The organism is Streptacidiphilus sp. EB103A (assembly GCF_041261405.1).
Classification (GTDB): Bacteria; Actinomycetota; Actinomycetes; order Streptomycetales; family Streptomycetaceae; genus Streptacidiphilus.
Genome location: NZ_JBGCAQ010000029.1, coordinates 82,805 through 102,375 on the forward strand (window position 1 = coordinate 82,805; position 19,571 = coordinate 102,375).

Below are 19,571 nucleotides of genomic sequence, written 5' to 3' on the forward strand. Positions count from 1 at the left end.
GACTACGAAGGGCGGGCCGATCTGCGGCGCCCCCTGCGGTACACGAGAGAGCCGACGAGTACGGCGGCGGCCGCGGCGGCCGTTCCCAGCACCGCGGCCCGGCTGCCGGCTGCGGGGCCTGCTCTGACCGGTCCCTGTGCGCCGACACTGTGAGGGAAGGTCAGGGCGGCGGTGACGGCATGCCGGACCAGTCCGCTGGTCAGAGTGAGGTGGGCTGTCCAAGGCCCGTCCGGCAGGTGCTTGTCCAGGGGCAAGGTGACGTGTTCGGTGTCGTTGATGCCCAGTGTCGTGCCCAGGTTCGCGGGGAACGGGCCGGCGCTGAGGGATCCGGGCCCGTCGCTCAGCGAAAGGGACCCGCTCATGTCCAGGGCGCGCCCGCCGGTGTTGTGGACCCCCGCGAGGACCTCGGGCGTCCCGTCGGCGGCGCGCGCAGCGACCATGTCGATGATCCGGAAGTCGGAGGGGCGTTCGCCACCGGGTCCGACGTCGAGGTAGACGCGCACTCCGACCCGGTTGACCATCCGGATGTTGCCCACCGAGTCCGGCGCGCCGTTGTCCTGCGCCCAGATGACGGCGTACCGCTCGCCGCGCCACGCGGCCCGCGGCACGGTGATGGTGGCCTCGATCCGCGCGCTGCCGTGAGCGGGGACCTCGCGCCTGGCAGCGTCAATACGCACCCAACCGGTCAGCTCATTCGCGGTGCGGTCCGGAGCGAAGGTGAACGTGCCGTCCTCGATCCTGGCCGCCCCCGCATACAGCCCGACACTTTGCACCGTATCCGAAGTGTTGGTGACCTCAAGTCTGCGGTGGATGACCGCGCCGGGCGCGAGATGGTCGATGATGTAGGCGCGTGCACGCGGGTCCGCCTGGCGGCTGACGGGGGCTTCCAGCAGCCGGATGCCGATGCTGCCCGCGGGCTCGCTGCCCCCGGCCGTGGCGCCCGGGGCGTACATGAAGGTGAGCAGCACCGTCATCGCGCCGAGCGGGCACACTCGACTACGCCACCGAATGGGCCACCGTCCCGGTGTAGGTGCCGACGACCGCGGCGGCGGGCAGCGCGACGACGAGGGTGGGGTTCCAGGTCGCGGTGTTGTTCCCTGTGCCCGCAGTCAGAGTGAACGCGGTACGAGAGACATTCAGGGTCTGCGCCAACGCCGCGGTGGCCTGGCCCGGAGTGAACACCCCGACCCCGGTGCTCGCGGTCGCCGTACCCGACCAGTACGACACGGCAGTGCTCGGAACGGTCTCCGCGGTGGTGGCCCCGCCAGTGGTGAAACTGGTGGACGACACCGAGGCCGTCCACCCGGCCGTGAGCAGGGCCCGACCGTCGATGACCTGCACGGTGCCGAGCTGTGCGGAGATCGAAGTACCCGGCGCACCGGCGCCAAGGCTTGCTGTGCTGGGCACCGTGATCCCCAGAGCGCCTCCCGAAACGTTGAACGTCGTGGTGGTGTCGACCGGCGCGGCGTGAGCCGGCGCGGTGACGGTGGCACTCATCAATGCCGCCACTACGGGAACTACGTACCGCATACGCATGAGCGCTCTCCTCGCAGCCTCGGGGCAGGGTGTGTCGGACCCATTCAGTGATCAACATCTACCTCATGGCCAAGTCAAATTGCTGTATATGGGTCCGTTCGGTGTGCCCAACAGTCGCCTCTGGATGCGGCGGTCGGTCAGCTGGCCGGCACGACCGCGACGGGCGTCGGTGCGTGCGACAGGAGGCCGTGTACGACGTAGCCCGCGCCGACCGACAGGGGGCCGTGGTGCCGGTGCGCTCCGACGACCAGCAGGCGTGATCCGCGGGCCGCTTCGATCAGGACCGGAACGGCGTTGCCGTGCGCGATGCTCCTCGATACCGCGACATCCGGGTACTCCCGGCGGAAGTCCTGGAGGAGGGCGTCGACCTCGTCCGATTCCCGGTTCTCCCGCTCGGTCGGATCGGCGTGGCCGCCGAACCCGGGGTGCGCCTGCCATGCGCGTACGGCGCGCACCGGGATGCCGAGCTTCGCGGCCGACTCGAACGCGAACCGGATCGGCGCCTGGACCTCGTTCGGCTCGACGCCCAGCACGATCTCCTGGACCGGTGCCACGGGATCCTCGCCCCGTACGACGACGGCGGGGCTGTGGGCGTGGGTCGCCAGTTTCAGGCTGACCGACCCGAGCAGCATCCCGGCGAAGCCTCCGTGCCCGCGCGTTCCGACGACAACGAGCTCCGCGCCGCTGCTCAGGGCCACCAGCGTCTCGGGGGCCTCGAGTTCGGAGAGCTCGGTGGTGACGGTCAGGTCCGGATGGAGTTCCTGCAGTGCGGCGGCATGGCGTTGGAGCAGTTTCGCCCCGGTCTCGCGTTGGGTCGCGGTGAAGCCGGGCGGTTCATAGACCATGGCCGAGGCGCCCGGGAGATGCAGCGCGTGCACCAGCTGCAGCGACGCTCCCCGGTCCACGGCCTCCCGCGCGGCCCAGGCGGCCGCACGCGCGGCGTTGTCGGACCGGTCGACGCCCACGACGATGCGCCGCGGCGTAGCGGTGTCGGCTTCCACGGGGTCTCCGGCGGGATCGACGAGAACGGTCAACCGATCATCATCCGTCCCGGACCGTTTCTGCAGCTCCAGACTGCCATTCGGGCGAGTGGCGGCACGGCCTAGATGATGCCGACGATCTCCACTGGGATCTCACCGATCGTCTTCTGCTCCATCGGGAGTGCGTCCAGCCACGCGGCGGGGTGGCTGTTCCCTGAGGAGAACTCGTCCGGCATCTGCTGGTCGGTCAACATGGCGTACAGCACCCGATGTTGGAACAATGCGGCCCGCACGGACGGGTCCAGCTGGTGCTGGCGCTCCAGAAGTGGCATCCCGAGAACCCGCATCTCCTGGATACGCCCCTCGGGCGTGAGCCTCAGGTAGGAATGGGGCAGCAGACCGGGAGCGCTGCTCTGCGCGGTCCGTAGCTCCTGCAGAACCTCTACCTGTTCGATCAGTAGGACAGCGCGCACGTCGCCGTTCTCGAAGCCGATCGGATACATGTGAGGGACGGAATGGCTCGTGGGGGTCATATCCGAAACGATGACGCCCGGGATCCTCGACGTCTATCACCGACACCAGCTGGTCGGGAGGGGCCGCTCTCGATGTGCGCCGGGGCGTGAACAGCAACAGCCTGGAGGGAGAGGACCGGTCTTCAGGACCGGCAGCTCCTGCGGGCGGGAACCGTTGATTCCTCGGCTGCGGGGGAGGGATCTAGAGGCTGGTGAATGAGTTCCGGGACAGCCGGGAGTGCCGATTCGCGGAAGGCTGCACCGGGAACGCCGTCAGCGCTTTCGGCAGTGGACCTGCGCTGGATCCCGGACGACTTCGACAGCGCCGCCCGGCGGGATCTGGGTGTGCCGCCCGGAGTCCCACTGGTCGGTACGGTGTGCCGAATCGACCGTCAGAAGGCGCCGCTGGACTTCGTCCGGATGGCAGCCGCTGGGCGGGCGGACCATCCGGACGTCGCGTTCGTGATGGAGCCCGAACGACCGCACCGTCCGAGCGTCCCGGGTCCGGCGCTGATCCCGCACGGCGTGGTCCGCAACCGAAAGGACCGGCCGGTTCCCGGCCTGGTCTCCCACGCCGCCGGCCCCAGCCCCACGGGGTGGTTCGTGGCAGACGTCTGGGAGTCCGAAGAGGCGTTCCAGAAGTTCGGGGAGAAGCTCGCGCCGCTGATGCAGGCAGCCGGAATGCCCATGGGTGAACCGACCGTCTACCAGGCGTTCGACGTGGTGACCGACTAGCCAGACAGAGGCCTGCCTTGGGGGGTGGATCAGTCCGCGGTGGGGGCCCGGCCGCTCCTGTCCGCGCTCGCCATGGCCTGGCCGATGGATTCCAGGCAGGGCTCGCAGTAGCGCGTGACGGCATCGTGGCCGGGCGATCCCTGGGAGGTGGGCAGACGGCGGCCGCACACGGTCATGTCGGTGGCGCGATCGTCCATGACGTGCCACATGTGTTCCCCGTGGTGGGCGCGGATCTGGTGCATGGGGTGACCTTCCGGAATGCAGCTCGGTGACCGGGCTGCTCGTGCGTGGTTCCAGACAATCACCGCAGGTCGGGCCGTGCCACTGGTTCCCGAGCGCACCGGGGCTGCTGCGGGGCGGCGTGTAGGCCGGACGGGTGGCCCGCCCGCCGCACGGGCAGGTTCGCTGCGGCTCGTCGCGCTGCTGCCCTGCGAGGTGGCCGTGGCTGGTCGCGTACTCGGCGACGCTCAACGAGACGGCATCATGCGCGTCCTGAGCGGTGCGCTGCTGATTCTGCCGTCCGGACGGGGGGACGGCAGGTAAGTTCTGTCCGGCCCGGACCAGCCCGAGGCCTGGGGATCGTCGCAGGGATGGCAGGCGGCCTGGGCGGGCACGCCGGTGGAGGATGGCACGGTGCTCCTCATGGCCGCCTTGAGTGCTTCGGGATCGTTGAGGGTGCCCTGGCCGTCGGGGGGACAGAGCCACTGAATGCCGCGGACATGACGACCAGGCAGGGGAACCACGATCCACGTCCCTGGGCCGGCGAGACGACTGCCGGTGTCCGTCCACCGCCCCATCACGCGCGGAGGGACGAAGAACCCCACCTGATCACTGACGAAGTCGGCCAGGGCCGGACCCGGCTTGCGAGCACCGTGCAGCAGGGCTCCCAGGACCAGCAGGCCCGGCTGGAGGGGGAGCATGAGCACGTCCCAGAGCCGTCCGGCGGGCAGCAACTGCGTCCCCAGTTCGTCCTGCCGCCAATGCCACTCGCACACGCGGGGATCGAATGCTGCCGCCGACAACCACTCCAACGCTGTCCTGCTGCGCGGATTCATGGTGTCCTCCTGTGAAGTCGCCGGGCGGACACATATGTTCAGCGAATGACCGTCTGTCATGTGCCAGGACGTGAATCAATGCTAGAGAACCCGCAAGGGGCAGGAAGGGGTGGCGCGCCCTGGCGAATGGCCGCGTTTCAGGTGCCGAACACTGGCCGGGCGCCGCCTCGGGCACCCTGCCGGACAGCGTGGCCCGGGTGTCGGCCGCCCTGGCGCCTGCGCCTTCCTGGGGCGTACGTCGGCGGGGCAGTGTCAGGTGGGGTCGGTGGCTCGGCGCCCGGTGCCGGTCAGGCGGGCGATCCAGCGTCGGCCCTTGCGGTCGCGTTCGGCGTGCTCGGTGATGGTGAGCAGGCCGCAGGCCTGGAGCGGCTTGAGGGTGGCCAGGTGCAGGCCGCCGATCTGGCGGGCCGCGGTCAGGCCCTGGTCCTCCAGTCGGCGGATCTGCCCGAGGGCGTCCCACTGCCGGTTGCTGAGCATGCCGGGATCGAACTCGCTCGGCTCGTCCTGCTCGGTCACGGTTCCTCCCGATTCAGCATCCAGTGATCGTAGTGTCCTTGCAGCCTCCGGGGACAGCTGCCCTGTCCGTGGTGGACGAGACGCTGATACCTGTGCCCGGCCCCTGTGAGAGCGGCTGCGTCCTGGCGATCAATGCGGACCCGGTGACCATCAAGAACATCGAGGCCCGGGAGGGCTGCTGCGGTACGGCATTCCCTCCTTCAAGATGGAGAAATTCCAGCTGGACCGGCGCCTGGACCAGATGCGCGCCGAGGGGACGGTCTTCCACACCGGCGTCGACGTCGGCACCGGCGTCGACGCCGCCGACCTCTTGGGGCGCCACGACGCCATACTGCTCGCGGTCGGTGCCGCCGGAGGCCGGCGCACGCGGCCTGAGCGTGCCCTACGACCGCTATCGGTACCAGGTGCGAATGGCCTCGGCGCACTGGCGCACATCCGCCGCGCCGTCACGGATCCGCAGGGCCAGGTCGGCCGCCACCTTGGCCTCAGCGGTCACGACCTCTCCCGAGGCGGTGAGGTAGGCAGCCGCCACGACAGCGGCGAACTGCTCGTTCGCGAACTCCAGCGCCGGCACGCGCACCAGCTGGTGCATGAGCGCGGCTGCCCGGTGATGGCTCTCCGCGTACACCGGCACGTCCATCACCGCGTCCGCGTGCCGGGCCACTGCCGCGGCCAGCGTGCCGAAGTCGGTGACGTCCGGGTCCCCGGGCAGAAACTGGTGCGCGAGGTCCAGCAGCCAGCCGCGATCCACATGGAGGATCACGCGACGCTCCGCCCGTCCTTCTCCCGAACCGGGTAGGGACCAAACGCCGCCTCGAAGGCTGGCCCCCAGTCCTGGGAGAAGTGCGCGGCCGCGGTCAGGAACCGGGCCCGCTGCTCGTCCGCGTCCTCGGTCAGGATCCGACGCGCGTACTCGGGCAAGGTCATCCCGGCCGCCGCGGCCCGCTGCTCCAGGCCGACGGCAACCTCGTCGTCAAGACGTACGTTCAGCTGCTTCATGTCCCCAGCGTAGCGAGGTGTACGGAACGCTACAAGCGATCTACGACCCCGCGCGCTCCGACCACGCCAGGGCGTCCATTGCCCAGAGTGACGCATTCGTCACTATCTGATTAGGTTGGGTACGCAACACTGCCCAGCAGCCGAACGCGGTACTGGGCTCCCGGTCCCACCTGAAGAGGAGCCAGCTGATATGCACGCAAGCGTGGGCGACCGCATTTTGGTTCACGGCCGCACGGTCGGTCAGCAGGACCGACAGGCCGAGGTTGTCGAGGTTCTGGGCCCGGACGGAACGCCGCCTTTCAGGGTGCGGTTCGACGACGGCCACGAGACGCTCATGTCGCCTGGCCCCGACACTGTCGTCCGTCACATCGCGGAGGAGGGGCGCTGACTTCCGCTCCCCGCCCTGAAGGGCGGGGAGGACAACCTCGCCCTGGCCCGCGGGGCGTGGGCGTTGGATGCGGCCTACGGTCGCTGCGCCACCGCCTTCCTTCCTGCCGACGCCTTCGGCGCCCGGGAGGCCCAGTGGTAGTCGCTGACCTCGCCGTCGGTGATGTGGACGGTGCCGTGGCTGGCGTCGTCGCCCTTCCACACGGTGTAGCGGCCGACGGGGACAGGGGTGATGACGGCGGCGTAGACGGTGCGGGCGGACAGGTGGCGCGGGCGGACGGCGGCGTGGGTGCGCTGGTGGGGGTGGTCCTCGGGGCTGATGTGGATCTCCAGCCCGTCATCGTCCGCGGTGGCGTGGATGACCAGGGCGCCGGTGCCGGCCCCGATGTCGAGGACGACGCTGCCCTGGTGGGACGGGGCCGGCAGGGGCGGATGCTCGTGTCCGTGGTGGTCCTGGGTGTCCGGACGGGGGTGGGTCATGACCAGCTCCTCTGAGGCTGGTTGGGGCTCCGGCGCCCCTGTGCGGGAGGCACTGCCGCAGTCAGGGGCACCGGAAGCGAGCCGGTTCAGGAGGCGGGGTGGTGGTAGCCGTCGTAGGGGACGCCGAGGTACGGGAAGGTTTCCAGGTAGGGGTTCTCCGGTGCGGTGCTGTCGAGACCGTCGGTGATCTGGCCGGCGGCGCCGTCGGGAGTGAAGGTCTTGTCGACGAGCGGGAAGGTCAGGCCCGCGATGGCACGCAGTTCGACGGTGACGACGTCGTCGAAGACCCGGCGCCCGTTGGGGAAGCCGGCCGCGTCGCCCGCTACCAGGCCCAGGATGTTCGGCTTTCCCGTCGGCGGGACCGCGACGTTGAGGCGCAGCATGTCGGCCTCAATGGTTCCGGTGAAGTTCTGGAAGCCGGAGACGATGCCCTTGGGGATGCCGGTGAGCAGGATCGCGAGCAGGTCCGCACGCGGCTTGCCGGACTTGTCCAGCGCCTCCAGGTTCGGGAACACCCCCGGGTAGAGCACCGGGAGTAGCCCGGCGAGTTCCGGCTTGGCGACGTAGCCGGCGAACCTCTTGTCGTCCGCCGGGGGCACGGCGTTCCACTCGTCCTTGCGGGCCATCGGCACGATGACCTCGTTGAAGAGCGGGTTCCCCAGCCGGGAGACCTGAACGAACGGACCGGACTGGGCATCCATTCCGCGGCCATGCTCGATGACGCGCGCGGCGCGGCGGCTCGCGGAGGTCCACACACCGATGACGGCGCGTGGGTCGTCCACGTCTGTGCCGCTCCAGCGGCCGCGGGTCAGCTCGTGGATCGGGACCTGCAGGGCGAGGCTGTGGACGTTCAGCTCCTCGGTGGAGTCCACTCCGGGAGCGCTCTGGAAGTGCATCGCCTTCGCGAACACCTGGAGTTCCTGGAACGGTCGCAGGTTGCCGAGGTCGAAGATCGAGCCGAGGTCGACGTAGAAGCCCTCGGCGCGCTGTCCGGCGAACACCTTCCGCTCCTCGCCCAGGCTGTGCACGGCCGCCTTGGCGAGGGAGGGGTAGTCGGGGGTGGACAGCGGGCCGATGTTGCACGGCGGACAGGTCAGGTCCCTGCCGAGGACCGTCGTGCGCCCGCCCGCCTCGACACGGGTGACCGTGTAGGTCTGGAAGCGATTCCAGTTCGGCGAGTTCAGGGAGGTGATCGGGCCGGTGTTGTACAGGAACGTGTTGTGATTTCGAAGGTGGGTGGTGAAGCGGAACTGGTAGGTGATGTCCGCCCGGCCGTCTCCGTCGTTGTCGATGTGGATCTCGTAGAGCACGTCGTCGCCGAACTCGTAGAAGTTCGGGCCGCCCGCGGGACTCTGGAGCGGGATGTAGTTGGCGATCAGTGTGACGGTGTCGCAGGCGTCGGGGCTGACGAACGCGTAGAGGTCGGTGCTGTCGGCGACCGGGTCCTTGGCGATCTCGGGGGCTTCACGGTGGGAGGACAAGACGAACCTCACAGATGGGGGCAGGGACAGGTACGGTCCGGCCGGGGCCGTGCGGAATGCGGGCCCCGGCCGGGGATTCAGGTGGAGAACCCGGGAGTCAGCGGGCCGCGCGCAGGAGCTCGGCGACGAGCTTGCGGTCGCGGACGCGGTGGTGGCGGTGGCCTTGGAAGATGTCGAGCTCGCCGGTGCGGACGTCGACGACGCGAACCATCAACGGCTCGTCCGAGATCTTCGGCTTCGTGTGCTCGGGCGCCCTGGTCGTGTCGCCGGCCGCCGCGGCGGTACCGGCCAGGCCGGTGCTCAGGGCGAACCCCGCGGCGACGGTCGCGGTGCCGGCTACTGCGGCGTGCTTGATCAGGCCGCGACGTGACATGGGTGATGCTGCATCAGGTTCGGTGGGGTCGAGGGTTTCGGGCATGGGCAGTCCTCCGAAGTGGCGCGAGGTGGGGATGCCGCGATCGTCGGGCTCCGTGCCGACCCGTCGGCACAAAAGCCAACCGACCCCCGTAGGAGAGGGCAGGCCGGAGTGAGCGGGGAGAAGGTTCCCGACGAGACGGCGACGGTCGCTCGCAGTCAAGCCCCGACTGTTACATTCAGTCAAGTACCGCTCACGTGGGGCAACCTCGCCAAGGTTGTGGGAGCGCGGTGAAACCGCAGCTCACGGCTGCACGTCGCGACTGAAAGGGTGAACCTGGCAGCGCGCTCACGCGTCGACACATCCTCGGCGTGAGCCGAGCCGGACCGGCTGATGAGGCTCCTTGAATCTCCCCGCCCGACGCTCGGCGGTGGGACAGACCCGCTCTCCGAGATTCCCCACCCACGATCCCCTGGCCTGGGCTCCGACCGGCCCTGAGACCCCGTGGACGTGATGGTCGACGACAGCGCGGGCGCGGAATCCCTGGGCTTGGCCTACGCCGGTTCCCGCTCGTGCCACCGGAGTACGCGCATCGCCCGCACGGTGTTCCACCGGCTCGGCTTTCCTGCACCGTCGTCGATCGCGAATGTGCCTTCCCGCAGGGCCGAATCGCGATCGAGCATCTGACGATCACTACGCGTGCACGTACGCCGACGAGTGCACCGCGCCTGCTCGTCACTGCCTCTGGGCGACGATGCAGACCGCAGACGGGCGCAGTTTCTGCCAGAGATTGTCCGCGTGGTACCGGTAGTTCCAGGCGGTGCTCACCGCCAGGGCACGGTCGACGGCAGCGCCCCACCTCGTTCCGTACAGGTTGCGCCGGAGTACTCGGCCGATCCTGGGCGTCAGCGTCGCTGCGCAGAACACACTTGACTGGATCGAGAAACCTGCGTCGCGCACTGCCGCTTCGAGCAGCCGCCGCGGGATCCCGCGCTCCCTTTTCGTCAGTCCCGGGTGCTGTCGCGAGCGCCAGTCACCCATGGAGATGACCGGTTCCCGGATGACGACCCATCCGCCCGGGGCGACCACCCGCCCCATCTCCTGGACCACCTTGGTGACGTTGGGGATGTGGTGGAGCACTCCGAGACACACGGCCAGCTCGAAGGTGTCCGTCTCGAAGGGCATGTCGCCCGCCGGCGAGGGGTCGACGTAGCGCAGCGGGACGCTTCGCAGGTCCGTCGAGCGCAGTCTCGATGACGGTTCCAGGATCGTGATCTTGTCGATTCGCTCGAGGAGCGGGAGGAACTCGCCGCCGAAGGCGCTGCCCACGCCCAGGGCGTGGGCGAAGCGACGACCCGGGAGATGGCGGTAGCCGGATTGCAGGTTCAGTCCGTGGTAGCCATAGGCCTCCGCGCAGGAGGATGCGGATCCCAGGTCTGCGTACGCTTCGCGTTCGTCGGCGAACCACTCCTCGATCTGCTGCGGAGTGAAATCGTCTCCCCAGAGTGCATCCCCGGACAGATAGCGTGCGGCAAAGGTGTCCATAGCGGTCATATCGCGCACCCTAGCCAGCCGTCGTCTGTCCGTCTGACTGACGCACTCTGCCGCCACCTCGTTCTCACCCTTACGATCCACCGCGAATGAGCACGGCTGCCCGAGCGGACCAGGGTCGAGGAGCCCGAGGAGTGTGCGGCGAACGTCGCCAGGACCGATGCGGCGAACCCCCCTGCCCAGGCACCTGCAGAGCACCCGCATCGCCGTAGCTGAGGGGCCCCGGGTCCGCGAGAACCACCCGGAGTTCCGCACGGAGTCAGCGGCCCCCGCCCGGCGTGCTGTTGCGGGGTTCAGGGCATTTCAGGCATCGTCATGAAGGCCAGCTCGAACTCCTCCACGCTGCGCAGGGTGAAGCGTGCCTTGGTGATGGCTTCGCCGCGGACCGCCGCCTGGGCGGCTCGGGATGCGGCCAGGGCGGTGTGGTCGGTGTAGAGCACGCCCACGGTTGCCCGACCTCTCGCGCGGTCGATGAACAGCGACGTCCCCTCGAACCCGGGGATGGCCTGGAACTTGGGTACGACCATGTTCTTGAACGTCTCCACCAGCAGGTCGCCGTCGGACGGTTCGAACTCCAGCCGGCCCATCCGGAAGCCCGCGCCGGCCGCGAGCGGTCGCGACGGGCGGGTGAAGACGGCCGCCTCCCAGTTCTCGGTGGCCAACGTGGTCACGTACGGGGCGAGCATGGCTGTGCGTTGCCCGCGCAGGTGCGCGTCACTGGCGTCCCGGGACTGCTCGTCCTGCCACCACGTGCCCACGGCCACTTTCCCCAGCTCGCGGTCGACGAAGACCCCGAGACCGCGGAAGCCCGGCTGGTCGGCGAGCAGTTTGTGGCCGGCGGTGCTGAGCACCTCGACGGCCCCGTCCACCTTTGCGGGGTCACCGGTTGCGTAGAGCGTGCGTGTGTACATGGCACCCTTTCCTGCGATCGGGCGGGTCCCGGACGGGCCCCGCGACCTGTACCCCATGCGATGGCCCAGGCCAAGCGCAGGCAAGGCGGTCGGGGCGTTCGGGTGACGCTCGGTGCCGACTGCGCACGGCCTCAGCCGGCCACCACCCGCATCCGCACCCTGGCCGAACCCACTGAGCGCACCACCACTCTCGTCCAGACCGCCCGCCAGGCTCGGGCTTCAGCGTGTCCAGGTCATCGCGCGGGCCCTGCACGCCGACGATCAGCGCCGTAACGACACGGTGGTCCGGCAACTGCTCTTCGACCCGATCGACGATCGGGGTCGCCGCCTGGAGACCGTCACCGACCAGGTCCGCGGCCGCTTCGCATCCGCGCGGCTGTACCCAGCCTCACAGCCCCACACGGCGTAGGACGCCAAGCTTTCCCAAAAGGTTTATGTGCGCTGTGAGTTGAGACGATCGCCCTGGTCGGCCCGATGGGCTGTCCGGGGGAAGGTCCTTGCTACCGGGTGGTCCTGACGCCAGTCTGGCTCGTGCGCCTGTGTCCGAAAGCCGGGCGCACCGGCCGGTAACTGTCTGCCGGCACGGCCGGGGGCTCCTGTTCTGTGGCAGGGGCCCCTAACGGCCGCCGGGGATCGAGCAGCTGTCGGCGACCGCGGCACACCGGTCTCCGGCTCGGGGTCGGTCGGGTCGAGCCGGATCCGCACACCGAGCCGATTCACCGGCACCGGGCAACCGGCGTAGCCAACCGCGGCTGGCCGGCTCCAGGAAGGCCAGGAGGCGACCTCGGCATCGCGCAGGGCCAGATGGGCCCGCAGGCCGGGAGCATCACCGAATTCCGGATTCACGCTTCCGGCGCAGGTGAACGCCGGGTTCGTCACCTTCGCCACGACCACCGCGGACCCGACGGGCCACGCCCTGCAGGGCTTCCGGCTGAACGCCGGCGTGACCCAGGCCAAGGCGCTCCAGGACCTGAAGCAGGCCACCTCCACCACACCGTCGGTCTCGGCCGCCGGGATCACCGCCGCCACGAAGGACATCACGGCCGTCGGCGGCGCCACGGTGGACCCGGCCACCCCGGTCCAGGTCACCATCCCGCTCACCGCAGGCACCTACTACTTCCTGGACTTCAACCAGCTGTTCACTCCGGGCCACCAGGTGACCCTGCAGACCATGCAGGTGACCGGGGCCTTCGACAGCGACACTCCGGCCCACGACCAGGAGATCGTCCAGACCACGGTCAACGGCCGGCCCCGCTTCACCGCCCCGGGGACGACAAGACCGGCGTCCCGCACGCGTTCCTGGGCATGCACCAGGTCGTCGCACTCTCCGCAGTCAACGGACCGGTGGGCGCGGGTCGCGGTGGCGGCGTCAGGGCCGGCGACACGCGGGAGCTCGCCCTCGGAGCCGGACTCACCGCTGCAGCCCTGCTCGCCGGCTTGGCCCTCCTGCGCCGTCGGGCAGCCGCCAAGGCGTGACCGCTCGCGCCCGCCGAACGAAGGCGTGGCCCGCCCCGCCCGTCACGACGAGGAGCGAGCGGGGCCGGGCCGCTCCGCTCGGGAGGCGCGCCGCGCGGTGCGGGTGAATCAGCCGGGTGGCGTTGACGGCGGCCGCCAGGTAGCCCAGGAACCGCAAGAAAGACGCCAGACCAATCGTTCAACTCACGAGCGAGTCGTTTACGAGAAGTATTCACCAGGTATACCATGTGCCCATGGCTGATACGACGATCAAGGTCTCGACGGAAACGAGGGACCGCCTGGCGACGCTGGCATCCCAGAACGGCACCAGCATCGGGCAACTGGTCGCCCGGCTGTCCCACCAGCAGTTCACGGCTGAGGAAATCGCCGGGCGGGTTGCGCGGACCCGACAGGTCCTGCGCGAATCGTTCGGCATGACACTCACCGACGAGGAACTCGACACCGGCCCGAACATCCTCAACCGGGTCTACGAGATCGCCGCACAGGACGCCCGGGCCAAGCTCAAGCGGCCCGGACACGCCGCGTGATCATCCTGGACACCAGCGCCGTGACCGCCTTCGCCACCGGACACCGCAAAATGCACCGCCTGGTCAGCAACGCCGCAGCCTCCCCTTTCGAGCACCTGCTCGTGCCCGCCCTGTGCCTGATGGCCGCCGAGGTCGCGGACGAAGGCGCCGCAGGCCGCATCCTGGCCCTGCCCGTCGTGGAGATCGAACCCCTGGACGCCGCCCAGGCCACCACGGTCGGCACGATGATCCGCGACGGCTACGGCAGCCCGGAAACCTGCCACGCCATCGCCGCATGCCTGCCGACACCACTGCGCCCGACCCAGCAGCTGATCCTGACCGACCGCCAGGAGGACTATCCTCCCGGCATCGTCACCGTCAGCATCAACGACCCGCGCCTCAACGGCTGACGTACACCCCCGCCGACCCCGCTGCACCTGGAACGCCACGGCCTACACGCTGGTCGACGTCAACCCGTGGTCCCTGGCGTGGCCCCTTCCGTCGTCGCTTCCGCTGCCCCTTCCAGACCGCCCCCTGAACCGTGCCGTATCAGCCCAGTTCAGAGGGACCCACAGGCCGAGGGCAGCCACAGGACTATTCGTTGTGGAGCACGGCGGCGATTGTCAGGCGGGCCGCCGACCGTGCGGGGATCAGCGCGCCGAGGACGGCGATGGCGACCCCGGCCAGGGCGAGGGCGGCCAACTGCGGCGGGTGCCAGACGTCCTTCATGGACTCGGTGAATTCGATGACTCCGACGTGGTCCACGATCAGTCGGTGCACGAGGATACCCAGGGGAATGCCGGCCAAGCCGCTGACCAGCCCGAGCCCGGCAGCGGAGGTCACCGTCATCGCGATCACCTGGCGCGGCGTCATCCCGATCGACTTGAGCATGCCCAGGTCGCGTCGGCGCTCGCGGGTGTTCAGCAGGACAGTGTTGAAGACTCCCAGGGCGGCGACAATGGTCAGGAGCAGTGTGAACGCGGACGAGAAGCTGACGACGGCGACGGTCGGGCCGATCGGGAAACTGGCCGACGCGGCGTACAGGCCCGGGTCCGCGGCCCGGATCGCGTGAAGGACGGTCTGGGTGTCGGTGCCTGGGGCGAGTTGGAGGGTGTAGGCGTTCGCTCGGCGGTCGGGGGCGAGATCGGCCAGGGTTGGCCAGGAGGCGTTCAGGCCCCGGGCGTCCCCGTCGACGGTCTGGCCGACGATGGTCATGGCGGCGCTCCGCCCGTTCAGCTGGAGGGTGAGCCGGTCGCCGATCGCCAGCCCGTGCTGCGCCAGGAACTGCGGTCCGACCACCGCCTGCCCCGGACCGTCCAGCCAGTGGCCCTTGACCATCTGGTAGGACGCGGCGGGTGGGTCGCCACGGAAGAAGAACGCGGTGGTGGGCTGCGTGTAGCCGATCACGTGCACCACCAAGGACGCATTGGCGGCGAACTGCCGCACGCCCGGGAGGGAGCGCAGTACCGCCTCGTCCTGGGCGTCGCTCAGCGTTGGCAGGGCTTGGCCGGCTGCGGTCGATCCCGTCTGGATGTCGATCTGTGGGGTGCCCGGTCCCGCGTCGGTATAGGCGACCATGGTGCTGCTCAGGCCGGTCGTCAGGGTCACCGTGGCGACGCCGAGGACGATCGCGGCTGCGGTCATCAGGGTGCGGGCGGGGCGGGCGAACGGCTGACCCAGGCCCAGGGTGACCGGGCGTGGAAGACGGGTGCCGCCGAGCCGGCGCTGGATGCGCAGTCCGCGCCCGGCTCGCGGTGCGCTGCCCGCGGTGATGGCTCGGGCTGCCGGCAGCCGGTGCGCGCGCAGCGCGGGGATCAGCGCGGCGAGGGCGACGATGAGGGGCATGCCGAGGAGGCAGACGGCGGGGACCCAGGCGGCGATCGCGGGGGTGGCGCCGCCGGTCTGGACGCCGTGGAAGACGATTCCCAGCATGGGTTGTGCGAGCGCGGTGCCGAGCAGGGTGCCCAGGACGGAGCCGGCGATCGCAGGTACCGAGACCATCCCGAGGTACACGGCGACCACCTGGTTGGGCGTGAAGCCCACGGCCTTGAGGACGCCGATGTGCCGGTAGCCGGAGACGACCGCGCCGCTGACCACGTTCGCGACGATCAGGACGGAGACCAGCAGGCTGAGGACGCCGAAGAGCGTCATGAAGGGCAGGTAGGAGTCGGCCAGGGCGGAGAAGGCCTGCTTGAGGGTGAGGTAGGACTGCGAGGCCTTCAGCGCGCCCGCGGGTAGTCCGGCGGTGACCTGGTTCAGGCCGGCGCGCAGCTGTGTTTCCGTCCCGGAGGTGGTGAAGCGGTAGAGCATCTGGGCGGAGGTCGGGTGCAGCGCAGCGATCTGCCTGGGCGTTACCCAGGCGTCGGCGGACCTGCTGACGCTGCTGGCGAGTCCGACCACCTTCAGTGGCGGGGCGCCGTCGGCCTGGAGTGTGCTGCCCAGAGGGCAGTGTCCCGCCTGGCCGCAGGTCTTGCCGCCGCCCATGCCCAGGACGACCTCACCGGGGGCGGTGGCCCAGCGCCCCGCCTGGAGCGTGAGGTCGTCCACCGGGCCGGAGGGTGTGGACCGGCCCACCACGGTGAGGGCCCCGGGTGGGCTGCCGAGGAAATCCTTGGAGAAGGTGAGCACGGCTTGGTCGAACGGCCCCGCCGCGGCCTGCACCCCCGGGCGCTGTGCCGTCAGGGACAGCTGCTCGTCGGAGGCCTTCGTGGTGTCGAAAGTGGCCACGACGTGGGCGCCGCGCTGCTGGGAGTACGCCCGGTCGAAGGGGGTGGACGCGGCGTCGAGCACGCCCAGCGCGCACAGGATCGCCGTGGTGGAGCACATGACGGCCAGTCCGATGACGATCGTCTGGAGCCGGCGGCGTTTCACGGCCCCGCGCGAGGCCCGCCACACCGCGCTCACGCGGTCCGCTCCAGGCTGCTCTCGCGGGCCACCCGGCCGTCGGCAACCTCGATCAGGCGATTGGCGCACCGGGTGGCCAGCTTCGGGTCGTGGGTGACCATCAGGAGCGTCTGGCCGATCTGGTTGAGGTCGATCAGCAGATCCATCACCTGCTCGCCCGAGCGGCTGTCCAGGGCGCCGGTCGGCTCGTCGGCCAGCAGCAGCGCGGGACGGTTCATCAGCGCCCTGGCCACGGCGACGCGTTGCCGCTCGCCGCCGCTGAGCGCCGCTGGGTACATGTCCTTTTGATCGGCGATGCCGAGTTCGTCGAGCAGCTCCAGCGCGCGCCGGCGCGCCTGCTTGGCGGAGGTTCCGGTCAGCTGTGCGGCCAGCGCGACGTTGTCCAGCGCGGGCAGGTCGTCGATGAGGTTGAAGAACTGGAAGATCATGCCGACGTGGTGCCGCCGGAACAACGCCAGCCCGGTCTCGTTCAGCTTCCCCAGGTCCTGGCCCCGCACCTCGATCGTGCCCGATGACGGGCGGTCCAGACCCGCGACCATGTTCAACAGCGTCGACTTACCGCAGCCGGAGGGCCCCATCACCGCCACCGCCTCCCCGGCGCGGATCTCCAGCGACACTCCGTCCAGGGCCATCGCCTCGCCGCCGTACTCCTTGCGCACACCGTCCAGGCGCACGACGACCTGTGGCGAACCGCCATCATCAATAGTCATGGCACGAACCTAGAAGCGGGCGCGTGCTCGGGCGTCACCCCACGGATGTAACCGGCCGGGCACGTCATGCCGTGGATGTACGGGGCTGGACCTTGAGCATGATGCGGAACGGGCCGCAGGCTGCAAGGGTGAGACGGATGTGGGGTTCAGGCGTCGGTTGGCTGGTGGTCGCGCTGGTAGCGGCGTGCGCTGCCGCTGTCTGCTCGGGCGCTGCGCTGATCCGGACGCGGCGGCTGCACCTCAGGGCCATGGACCAGCGGGGATGGCTGCTTGAGCGCGAGCGCGCGAGTGCGGCGCGCACCGCCGTCGACGCCGAGCGGGCCAGGATCGCGGCGGAGCTCCACGACATCGTCAGCCACAACGTGAGCCTCATGGTCGTCCAAGCCGGGGCCGCGCGCGAGGTGCTGACCACCATGCCTGACGAGGCCGCGGCCGCGATGAGTGCCGTCGAGTCCGCCGGGCGCAGCACCATGACCGAGTTGCGGCACCTCCTCGGGCTGCTCGCACCCGCACCGAACGGCGACGACGAGCCGTACGCTGCCGGCCTGTCCCCGCAGCCCAGCCTCAGCCGGCTCAGCGCCCTGATCGACAAGATCTCCTTCGCCGGCCTGCCCGTCGACGTCCTTGTCTCGGGGGAGCCACGCCCTCTACCGACCGGAGTCGAGGTCACTGCCTACAGGATCATCCAGGAAGCCCTGACCAACGCACTCAAGCACGGGGACGGGACGAAGGCCGAGGTGAAGGTGCGCTACGCGGACCACTACATTCGCGTCGAGGTCCTGAACGGCGGACCCAGTGCGCTGACGGACCACGGCTCCACACCCCAGGGGCGCCCGACCAAGGAGCAGGCCGACGGAACAGGACGAGGGCTGCTCGGCCTCCGGGAGCGGGTCGCCGTCTACGGCGGCGACCTCGACGCCCGCCGCCGACTCGGCGGCGGCTACCGGGTCCGCGCCCGGATACCACTGGACCGGCCATGACGACTCGTACCGAACCCGCCCCCCGCGTCGTAATCGCCGACGACCAGGAACTGGTCCGCACCGGCTTCCGCCTCATTCTGACCGCCCGCGGGATCGACGTGGTCGGCGAGGCCGCCGACGGCCTTGAGGCGGTGGCCGCAGTGCGCAGGCTGCGCCCTGACGTCGTGCTCATGGACATCCGCATGCCCGGCATGGACGGTCTGGAGGCCGCCCGGCAGGTACTGGCGCAGAGCCCGGACTGCCGAGTGATCATGCTGACCACGTTCGATCTCGACCACTACGTCTATGCCGCCCTCGCCGCGGGCGCCAGCGGCTTCCTGCTCAAGGACGTCACCTCCGCGCACTTGGCCGCCGCCGTACGCCTGGTCAACACCGGCGACGCACTGCTCGCGCCCTCGATCACCCGCCGCCTCGTGGAGCGCTTCGCCTCCGGCGCCCCCAAGCCCGCGCCGGACCTCAACACCCCGGCCACCCACCGTGATCTCGCCCCGCTCACCCCCCGCGAATACGAGGTCCTCACCCTCATGGGCCGAGGCCTGTCCAACGCCGAACTGGCACAGTTCCTGACACTCAGCGAGGCCACGGTGAAAACCCACGTGGCTCGGATCTTCACCAAACTCTCCCTGCGCGACCGCGCCCAAGCCGTCGTCATCGCCTACGAAACAGGACTGGTCACCCCCGGCGAGGATCCCGAAACCGCCGCACCAGGCACATAGCGGGGTCTGTACGGTGAAGGGCTCTGTCCCGCAATCGGTGGTAGCTATGAGTCATGGCGTGCGGGCCTGGGGCATGGATGACGTCAACTCGATTGTCGGTGTGGTGTTTTCGGGTCTGTCTGCTTTGATGGTCGAGAGTGTGGCCGACGAGGGTGAGCTGATTCGGGTGGTGGCCCGCACGCGGGATGATCCGGTTCCGTGTCCGGTGCGGGACTCCGACCGGGCGGGTGCACGGGTTCCACGGCCGGACGGTGGCCGACGTGGCGGTGGACGGCAGACGTGTGGTGGTGTCGGTCCGTGTGCGGCCGGCTTCCAGGTGAACGCCCAGGGCGGGCGGCACGCGCCCACCTACGGAGGCTTTCCGGACTGCGCGAACCTGGGCTACGTCGTTGAGAACAGCCTCTACCATCCGGGCGACTCGCTGCACCTGCCCGACCGGCCGGTGGAGACCCTGCGGTCCCCCTGCAGGCGTCATGAATGCGGACGGACGAGGCAATCGACTTCGTGCGCTCCGTCCAACCCGGGAGTTCTCGACTCCACAGGTCACACGCGCCAGCAGGGCCGACGCCCGGGCAGGGGCCGCTCCCGCGGCCGGGAACAGCATCGACACCGCTCAAGGGACCTTGCCGGTCCATGCTGCGGAGGCGGTCACCGGAGCGAGGCGGTTCGGCTTCCTACACCACTTCGGATCGCGTCCCTTGGTGTGGTGTAGCCGATCAGTCAGCGGTGGTGTTGGGTAGTGCGGGGGCGCCCTTGGGGAGTTCGGTGGGGTAGAGCTCTT

Annotated in this window: 23 protein-coding genes and 1 pseudogene; 8 read left to right on the plus strand and 16 right to left on the minus strand. The window is 69.8% G+C overall.

The window, feature by feature from the left end; all coding sequences use genetic code 11:
- Window positions 1-2 precede the first annotated feature (2 nt).
- The 4 genes from ABH941_RS36635 to ABH941_RS36650 form a co-directional block, all read right to left on the minus strand.
- Window positions 3-974, minus strand: a complete 972-nt coding sequence (locus tag ABH941_RS36635) for a peptidase (RefSeq protein ID WP_370134880.1) — start codon at window positions 972-974, stop codon at window positions 3-5.
- A 22-nt stretch (window positions 975-996) separates the two neighbouring features.
- Window positions 997-1,497 (minus strand): hypothetical protein, encoded by a 501-nt coding sequence (locus tag ABH941_RS36640; RefSeq protein ID WP_370134882.1) that lies wholly within the window; start codon window positions 1,495-1,497, stop codon window positions 997-999.
- A gap of 176 nt (window positions 1,498-1,673) precedes the next feature.
- The gene (locus tag ABH941_RS36645; RefSeq protein ID WP_370134884.1) at window positions 1,674-2,537 is read right to left on the minus strand and encodes a universal stress protein; all 864 of its coding nucleotides are present in this window, start codon (window positions 2,535-2,537) and stop codon (window positions 1,674-1,676) included.
- A 101-nt stretch (window positions 2,538-2,638) separates the two neighbouring features.
- Window positions 2,639-3,019: a hypothetical protein gene (locus tag ABH941_RS36650; protein WP_370134886.1), complete on the minus strand. Its 381-nt coding sequence runs from the start codon at window positions 3,017-3,019 to the stop codon at window positions 2,639-2,641.
- Window positions 3,020-3,316: 297 nt separating this feature from the next.
- Here ABH941_RS36650 and ABH941_RS36655 point away from each other — a divergent pair, with 297 nt between their 5' ends.
- Window positions 3,317-3,763: a hypothetical protein gene (locus ABH941_RS36655; RefSeq protein ID WP_370134889.1), complete on the plus strand. Its 447-nt coding sequence runs from the start codon at window positions 3,317-3,319 to the stop codon at window positions 3,761-3,763.
- Between the two features lie 29 nt (window positions 3,764-3,792).
- On the opposite strand, the gene ABH941_RS36660 is transcribed toward ABH941_RS36655, so the two are convergent.
- The 5 genes from ABH941_RS36660 to ABH941_RS36680 all read right to left on the minus strand — a co-directional run bounded on the left by ABH941_RS36660 (window position 3,793) and on the right by ABH941_RS36680 (window position 6,333).
- The gene (locus ABH941_RS36660; protein WP_370134892.1) at window positions 3,793-4,005 is read right to left on the minus strand and encodes a hypothetical protein; all 213 of its coding nucleotides are present in this window, start codon (window positions 4,003-4,005) and stop codon (window positions 3,793-3,795) included.
- A gap of 225 nt (window positions 4,006-4,230) precedes the next feature.
- Window positions 4,231-4,818 carry a hypothetical protein gene (locus ABH941_RS36665; RefSeq protein ID WP_370134894.1) on the minus strand — a complete coding sequence of 196 codons (588 nt, stop codon included), beginning with the start codon at window positions 4,816-4,818 and terminating at the stop codon, window positions 4,231-4,233.
- Window positions 4,819-5,070: 252 nt separating this feature from the next.
- Window positions 5,071-5,334: a hypothetical protein gene (locus ABH941_RS36670; protein ID WP_370134896.1), complete on the minus strand. Its 264-nt coding sequence runs from the start codon at window positions 5,332-5,334 to the stop codon at window positions 5,071-5,073.
- 391 nt (window positions 5,335-5,725) lie between these two features.
- A complete protein-coding gene (locus tag ABH941_RS36675; protein ID WP_370134899.1) occupies window positions 5,726-6,097 on the minus strand; it encodes a fic family toxin-antitoxin system, toxin component in 372 nt (123 codons plus the stop codon).
- Entirely contained in the window at window positions 6,094-6,333 is a 240-nt protein-coding gene (locus tag ABH941_RS36680) for a hypothetical protein (RefSeq protein WP_370134901.1), read from the minus strand. Before ABH941_RS36680 ends, ABH941_RS36675 begins: the two co-directional genes overlap by 4 nt.
- A gap of 190 nt (window positions 6,334-6,523) precedes the next feature.
- Between ABH941_RS36680 and ABH941_RS36685 the strand changes: the two genes are divergently transcribed.
- Window positions 6,524-6,721 (plus strand): DUF1918 domain-containing protein, encoded by a 198-nt coding sequence (locus ABH941_RS36685; RefSeq protein WP_370134904.1) that lies wholly within the window; start codon window positions 6,524-6,526, stop codon window positions 6,719-6,721.
- A gap of 74 nt (window positions 6,722-6,795) precedes the next feature.
- Here ABH941_RS36685 and ABH941_RS36690 read toward each other — a convergent pair whose 3' ends face one another.
- From ABH941_RS36690 to ABH941_RS36710, 5 genes are all read right to left on the minus strand, one after another.
- The gene (locus ABH941_RS36690) at window positions 6,796-7,200 is read right to left on the minus strand and encodes a hypothetical protein (protein ID WP_370134907.1); all 405 of its coding nucleotides are present in this window, start codon (window positions 7,198-7,200) and stop codon (window positions 6,796-6,798) included.
- Between the two features lie 86 nt (window positions 7,201-7,286).
- Window positions 7,287-8,681, minus strand: coding sequence for a DUF4331 domain-containing protein (locus ABH941_RS36695; protein WP_370134910.1), 1,395 nt, complete (start codon window positions 8,679-8,681; stop codon window positions 7,287-7,289).
- A gap of 97 nt (window positions 8,682-8,778) precedes the next feature.
- Window positions 8,779-9,099: a hypothetical protein gene (locus tag ABH941_RS36700; RefSeq protein WP_370134912.1), complete on the minus strand. Its 321-nt coding sequence runs from the start codon at window positions 9,097-9,099 to the stop codon at window positions 8,779-8,781.
- Window positions 9,100-9,771: 672 nt separating this feature from the next.
- Window positions 9,772-10,590 carry a class I SAM-dependent methyltransferase gene (locus ABH941_RS36705; protein WP_370134914.1) on the minus strand — a complete coding sequence of 273 codons (819 nt, stop codon included), beginning with the start codon at window positions 10,588-10,590 and terminating at the stop codon, window positions 9,772-9,774.
- A gap of 290 nt (window positions 10,591-10,880) precedes the next feature.
- On the minus strand, window positions 10,881-11,498 hold the full coding sequence (locus ABH941_RS36710) for a hypothetical protein (RefSeq protein WP_370134917.1): 618 nt from the start codon (window positions 11,496-11,498) through the stop codon (window positions 10,881-10,883).
- Between the two features lie 859 nt (window positions 11,499-12,357).
- Here ABH941_RS36710 and ABH941_RS36715 point away from each other — a divergent pair.
- Genes ABH941_RS36715 through ABH941_RS36725 form a run of 3 tightly spaced genes read left to right on the plus strand, consistent with a single transcriptional unit; the run spans window position 12,358 to window position 13,890 of the window.
- Window positions 12,358-13,215, plus strand: a complete 858-nt coding sequence (locus tag ABH941_RS36715; protein WP_370134919.1) for a hypothetical protein — start codon at window positions 12,358-12,360, stop codon at window positions 13,213-13,215.
- Entirely contained in the window at window positions 13,208-13,501 is a 294-nt protein-coding gene (locus tag ABH941_RS36720; RefSeq protein WP_370134922.1) for a hypothetical protein, read from the plus strand. Before ABH941_RS36715 ends, ABH941_RS36720 begins: the two co-directional genes overlap by 8 nt.
- Window positions 13,498-13,890 carry a hypothetical protein gene (locus ABH941_RS36725; protein ID WP_370134925.1) on the plus strand — a complete coding sequence of 131 codons (393 nt, stop codon included), beginning with the start codon at window positions 13,498-13,500 and terminating at the stop codon, window positions 13,888-13,890. The genes ABH941_RS36720 and ABH941_RS36725 overlap by 4 nt, the downstream gene beginning before the upstream one ends.
- 184 nt (window positions 13,891-14,074) lie before the next feature.
- Here the strand turns inward: ABH941_RS36725 and ABH941_RS36730 are convergent, their stop codons facing one another.
- Both ABH941_RS36730 and ABH941_RS36735 read right to left on the minus strand, forming a co-directional pair.
- A complete protein-coding gene (locus tag ABH941_RS36730; protein ID WP_370134928.1) occupies window positions 14,075-16,384 on the minus strand; it encodes an FtsX-like permease family protein in 2,310 nt (769 codons plus the stop codon).
- Window positions 16,381-17,094 (minus strand): ABC transporter ATP-binding protein, encoded by a 714-nt coding sequence (locus ABH941_RS36735; RefSeq protein WP_370134931.1) that lies wholly within the window; start codon window positions 17,092-17,094, stop codon window positions 16,381-16,383. The genes ABH941_RS36730 and ABH941_RS36735 overlap by 4 nt, the downstream gene beginning before the upstream one ends.
- Window positions 17,095-17,231: 137 nt before the next feature.
- Here ABH941_RS36735 and ABH941_RS36740 point away from each other — a divergent pair, with 137 nt between their 5' ends.
- From ABH941_RS36740 to ABH941_RS36750, 3 genes and pseudogenes are all read left to right on the plus strand, one after another.
- Window positions 17,232-18,074 (plus strand): sensor histidine kinase, encoded by an 843-nt coding sequence (locus ABH941_RS36740; protein WP_370134934.1) that lies wholly within the window; start codon window positions 17,232-17,234, stop codon window positions 18,072-18,074.
- The gene (locus ABH941_RS36745; RefSeq protein WP_370134936.1) at window positions 18,071-18,790 is read left to right on the plus strand and encodes a response regulator; all 720 of its coding nucleotides are present in this window, start codon (window positions 18,071-18,073) and stop codon (window positions 18,788-18,790) included. Before ABH941_RS36740 ends, ABH941_RS36745 begins: the two co-directional genes overlap by 4 nt.
- Window positions 18,791-18,893: 103 nt before the next feature.
- Window positions 18,894-19,095: pseudogene (locus ABH941_RS36750) on the plus strand (transposase family protein); the annotation flags it as partial.
- Window positions 19,096-19,571: the final 476 nt, after the last annotated feature.

What these genes read in the sequence shown, in the direction of transcription:
- ABH941_RS36635 (WP_370134880.1), bottom strand. Translation starts at nt 974, where the DNA reads ATGACGGTGCTGCTCACCTTCATGTACGCCCCGGGCGCCACGGCCGGG.
- ABH941_RS36640 (WP_370134882.1), bottom strand. Translation starts at nt 1,497, where the DNA reads ATGAGTGCCACCGTCACCGCGCCGGCTCACGCCGCGCCGGTCGACACC.
- ABH941_RS36650 (WP_370134886.1), bottom strand. Translation starts at nt 3,019, where the DNA reads ATGTATCCGATCGGCTTCGAGAACGGCGACGTGCGCGCTGTCCTACTG.
- ABH941_RS36660 (WP_370134892.1), bottom strand. Translation starts at nt 4,005, where the DNA reads ATGCACCAGATCCGCGCCCACCACGGGGAACACATGTGGCACGTCATG.
- ABH941_RS36665 (WP_370134894.1), bottom strand. Translation starts at nt 4,818, where the DNA reads ATGAATCCGCGCAGCAGGACAGCGTTGGAGTGGTTGTCGGCGGCAGCA.
- ABH941_RS36680 (WP_370134901.1), bottom strand. Translation starts at nt 6,333, where the DNA reads ATGAAGCAGCTGAACGTACGTCTTGACGACGAGGTTGCCGTCGGCCTG.
- ABH941_RS36685 (WP_370134904.1), top strand. Translation starts at nt 6,524, where the DNA reads ATGCACGCAAGCGTGGGCGACCGCATTTTGGTTCACGGCCGCACGGTC.
- ABH941_RS36690 (WP_370134907.1), bottom strand. Translation starts at nt 7,200, where the DNA reads ATGACCCACCCCCGTCCGGACACCCAGGACCACCACGGACACGAGCAT.
- ABH941_RS36700 (WP_370134912.1), bottom strand. Translation starts at nt 9,099, where the DNA reads ATGCCCGAAACCCTCGACCCCACCGAACCTGATGCAGCATCACCCATG.
- ABH941_RS36705 (WP_370134914.1), bottom strand. Translation starts at nt 10,590, where the DNA reads ATGACCGCTATGGACACCTTTGCCGCACGCTATCTGTCCGGGGATGCA.
- ABH941_RS36710 (WP_370134917.1), bottom strand. Translation starts at nt 11,498, where the DNA reads ATGTACACACGCACGCTCTACGCAACCGGTGACCCCGCAAAGGTGGAC.
- ABH941_RS36720 (WP_370134922.1), top strand. Translation starts at nt 13,208, where the DNA reads ATGGCTGATACGACGATCAAGGTCTCGACGGAAACGAGGGACCGCCTG.
- ABH941_RS36735 (WP_370134931.1), bottom strand. Translation starts at nt 17,094, where the DNA reads ATGACTATTGATGATGGCGGTTCGCCACAGGTCGTCGTGCGCCTGGAC.
- ABH941_RS36740 (WP_370134934.1), top strand. Translation starts at nt 17,232, where the DNA reads ATGTGGGGTTCAGGCGTCGGTTGGCTGGTGGTCGCGCTGGTAGCGGCG.
- ABH941_RS36745 (WP_370134936.1), top strand. Translation starts at nt 18,071, where the DNA reads ATGACGACTCGTACCGAACCCGCCCCCCGCGTCGTAATCGCCGACGAC.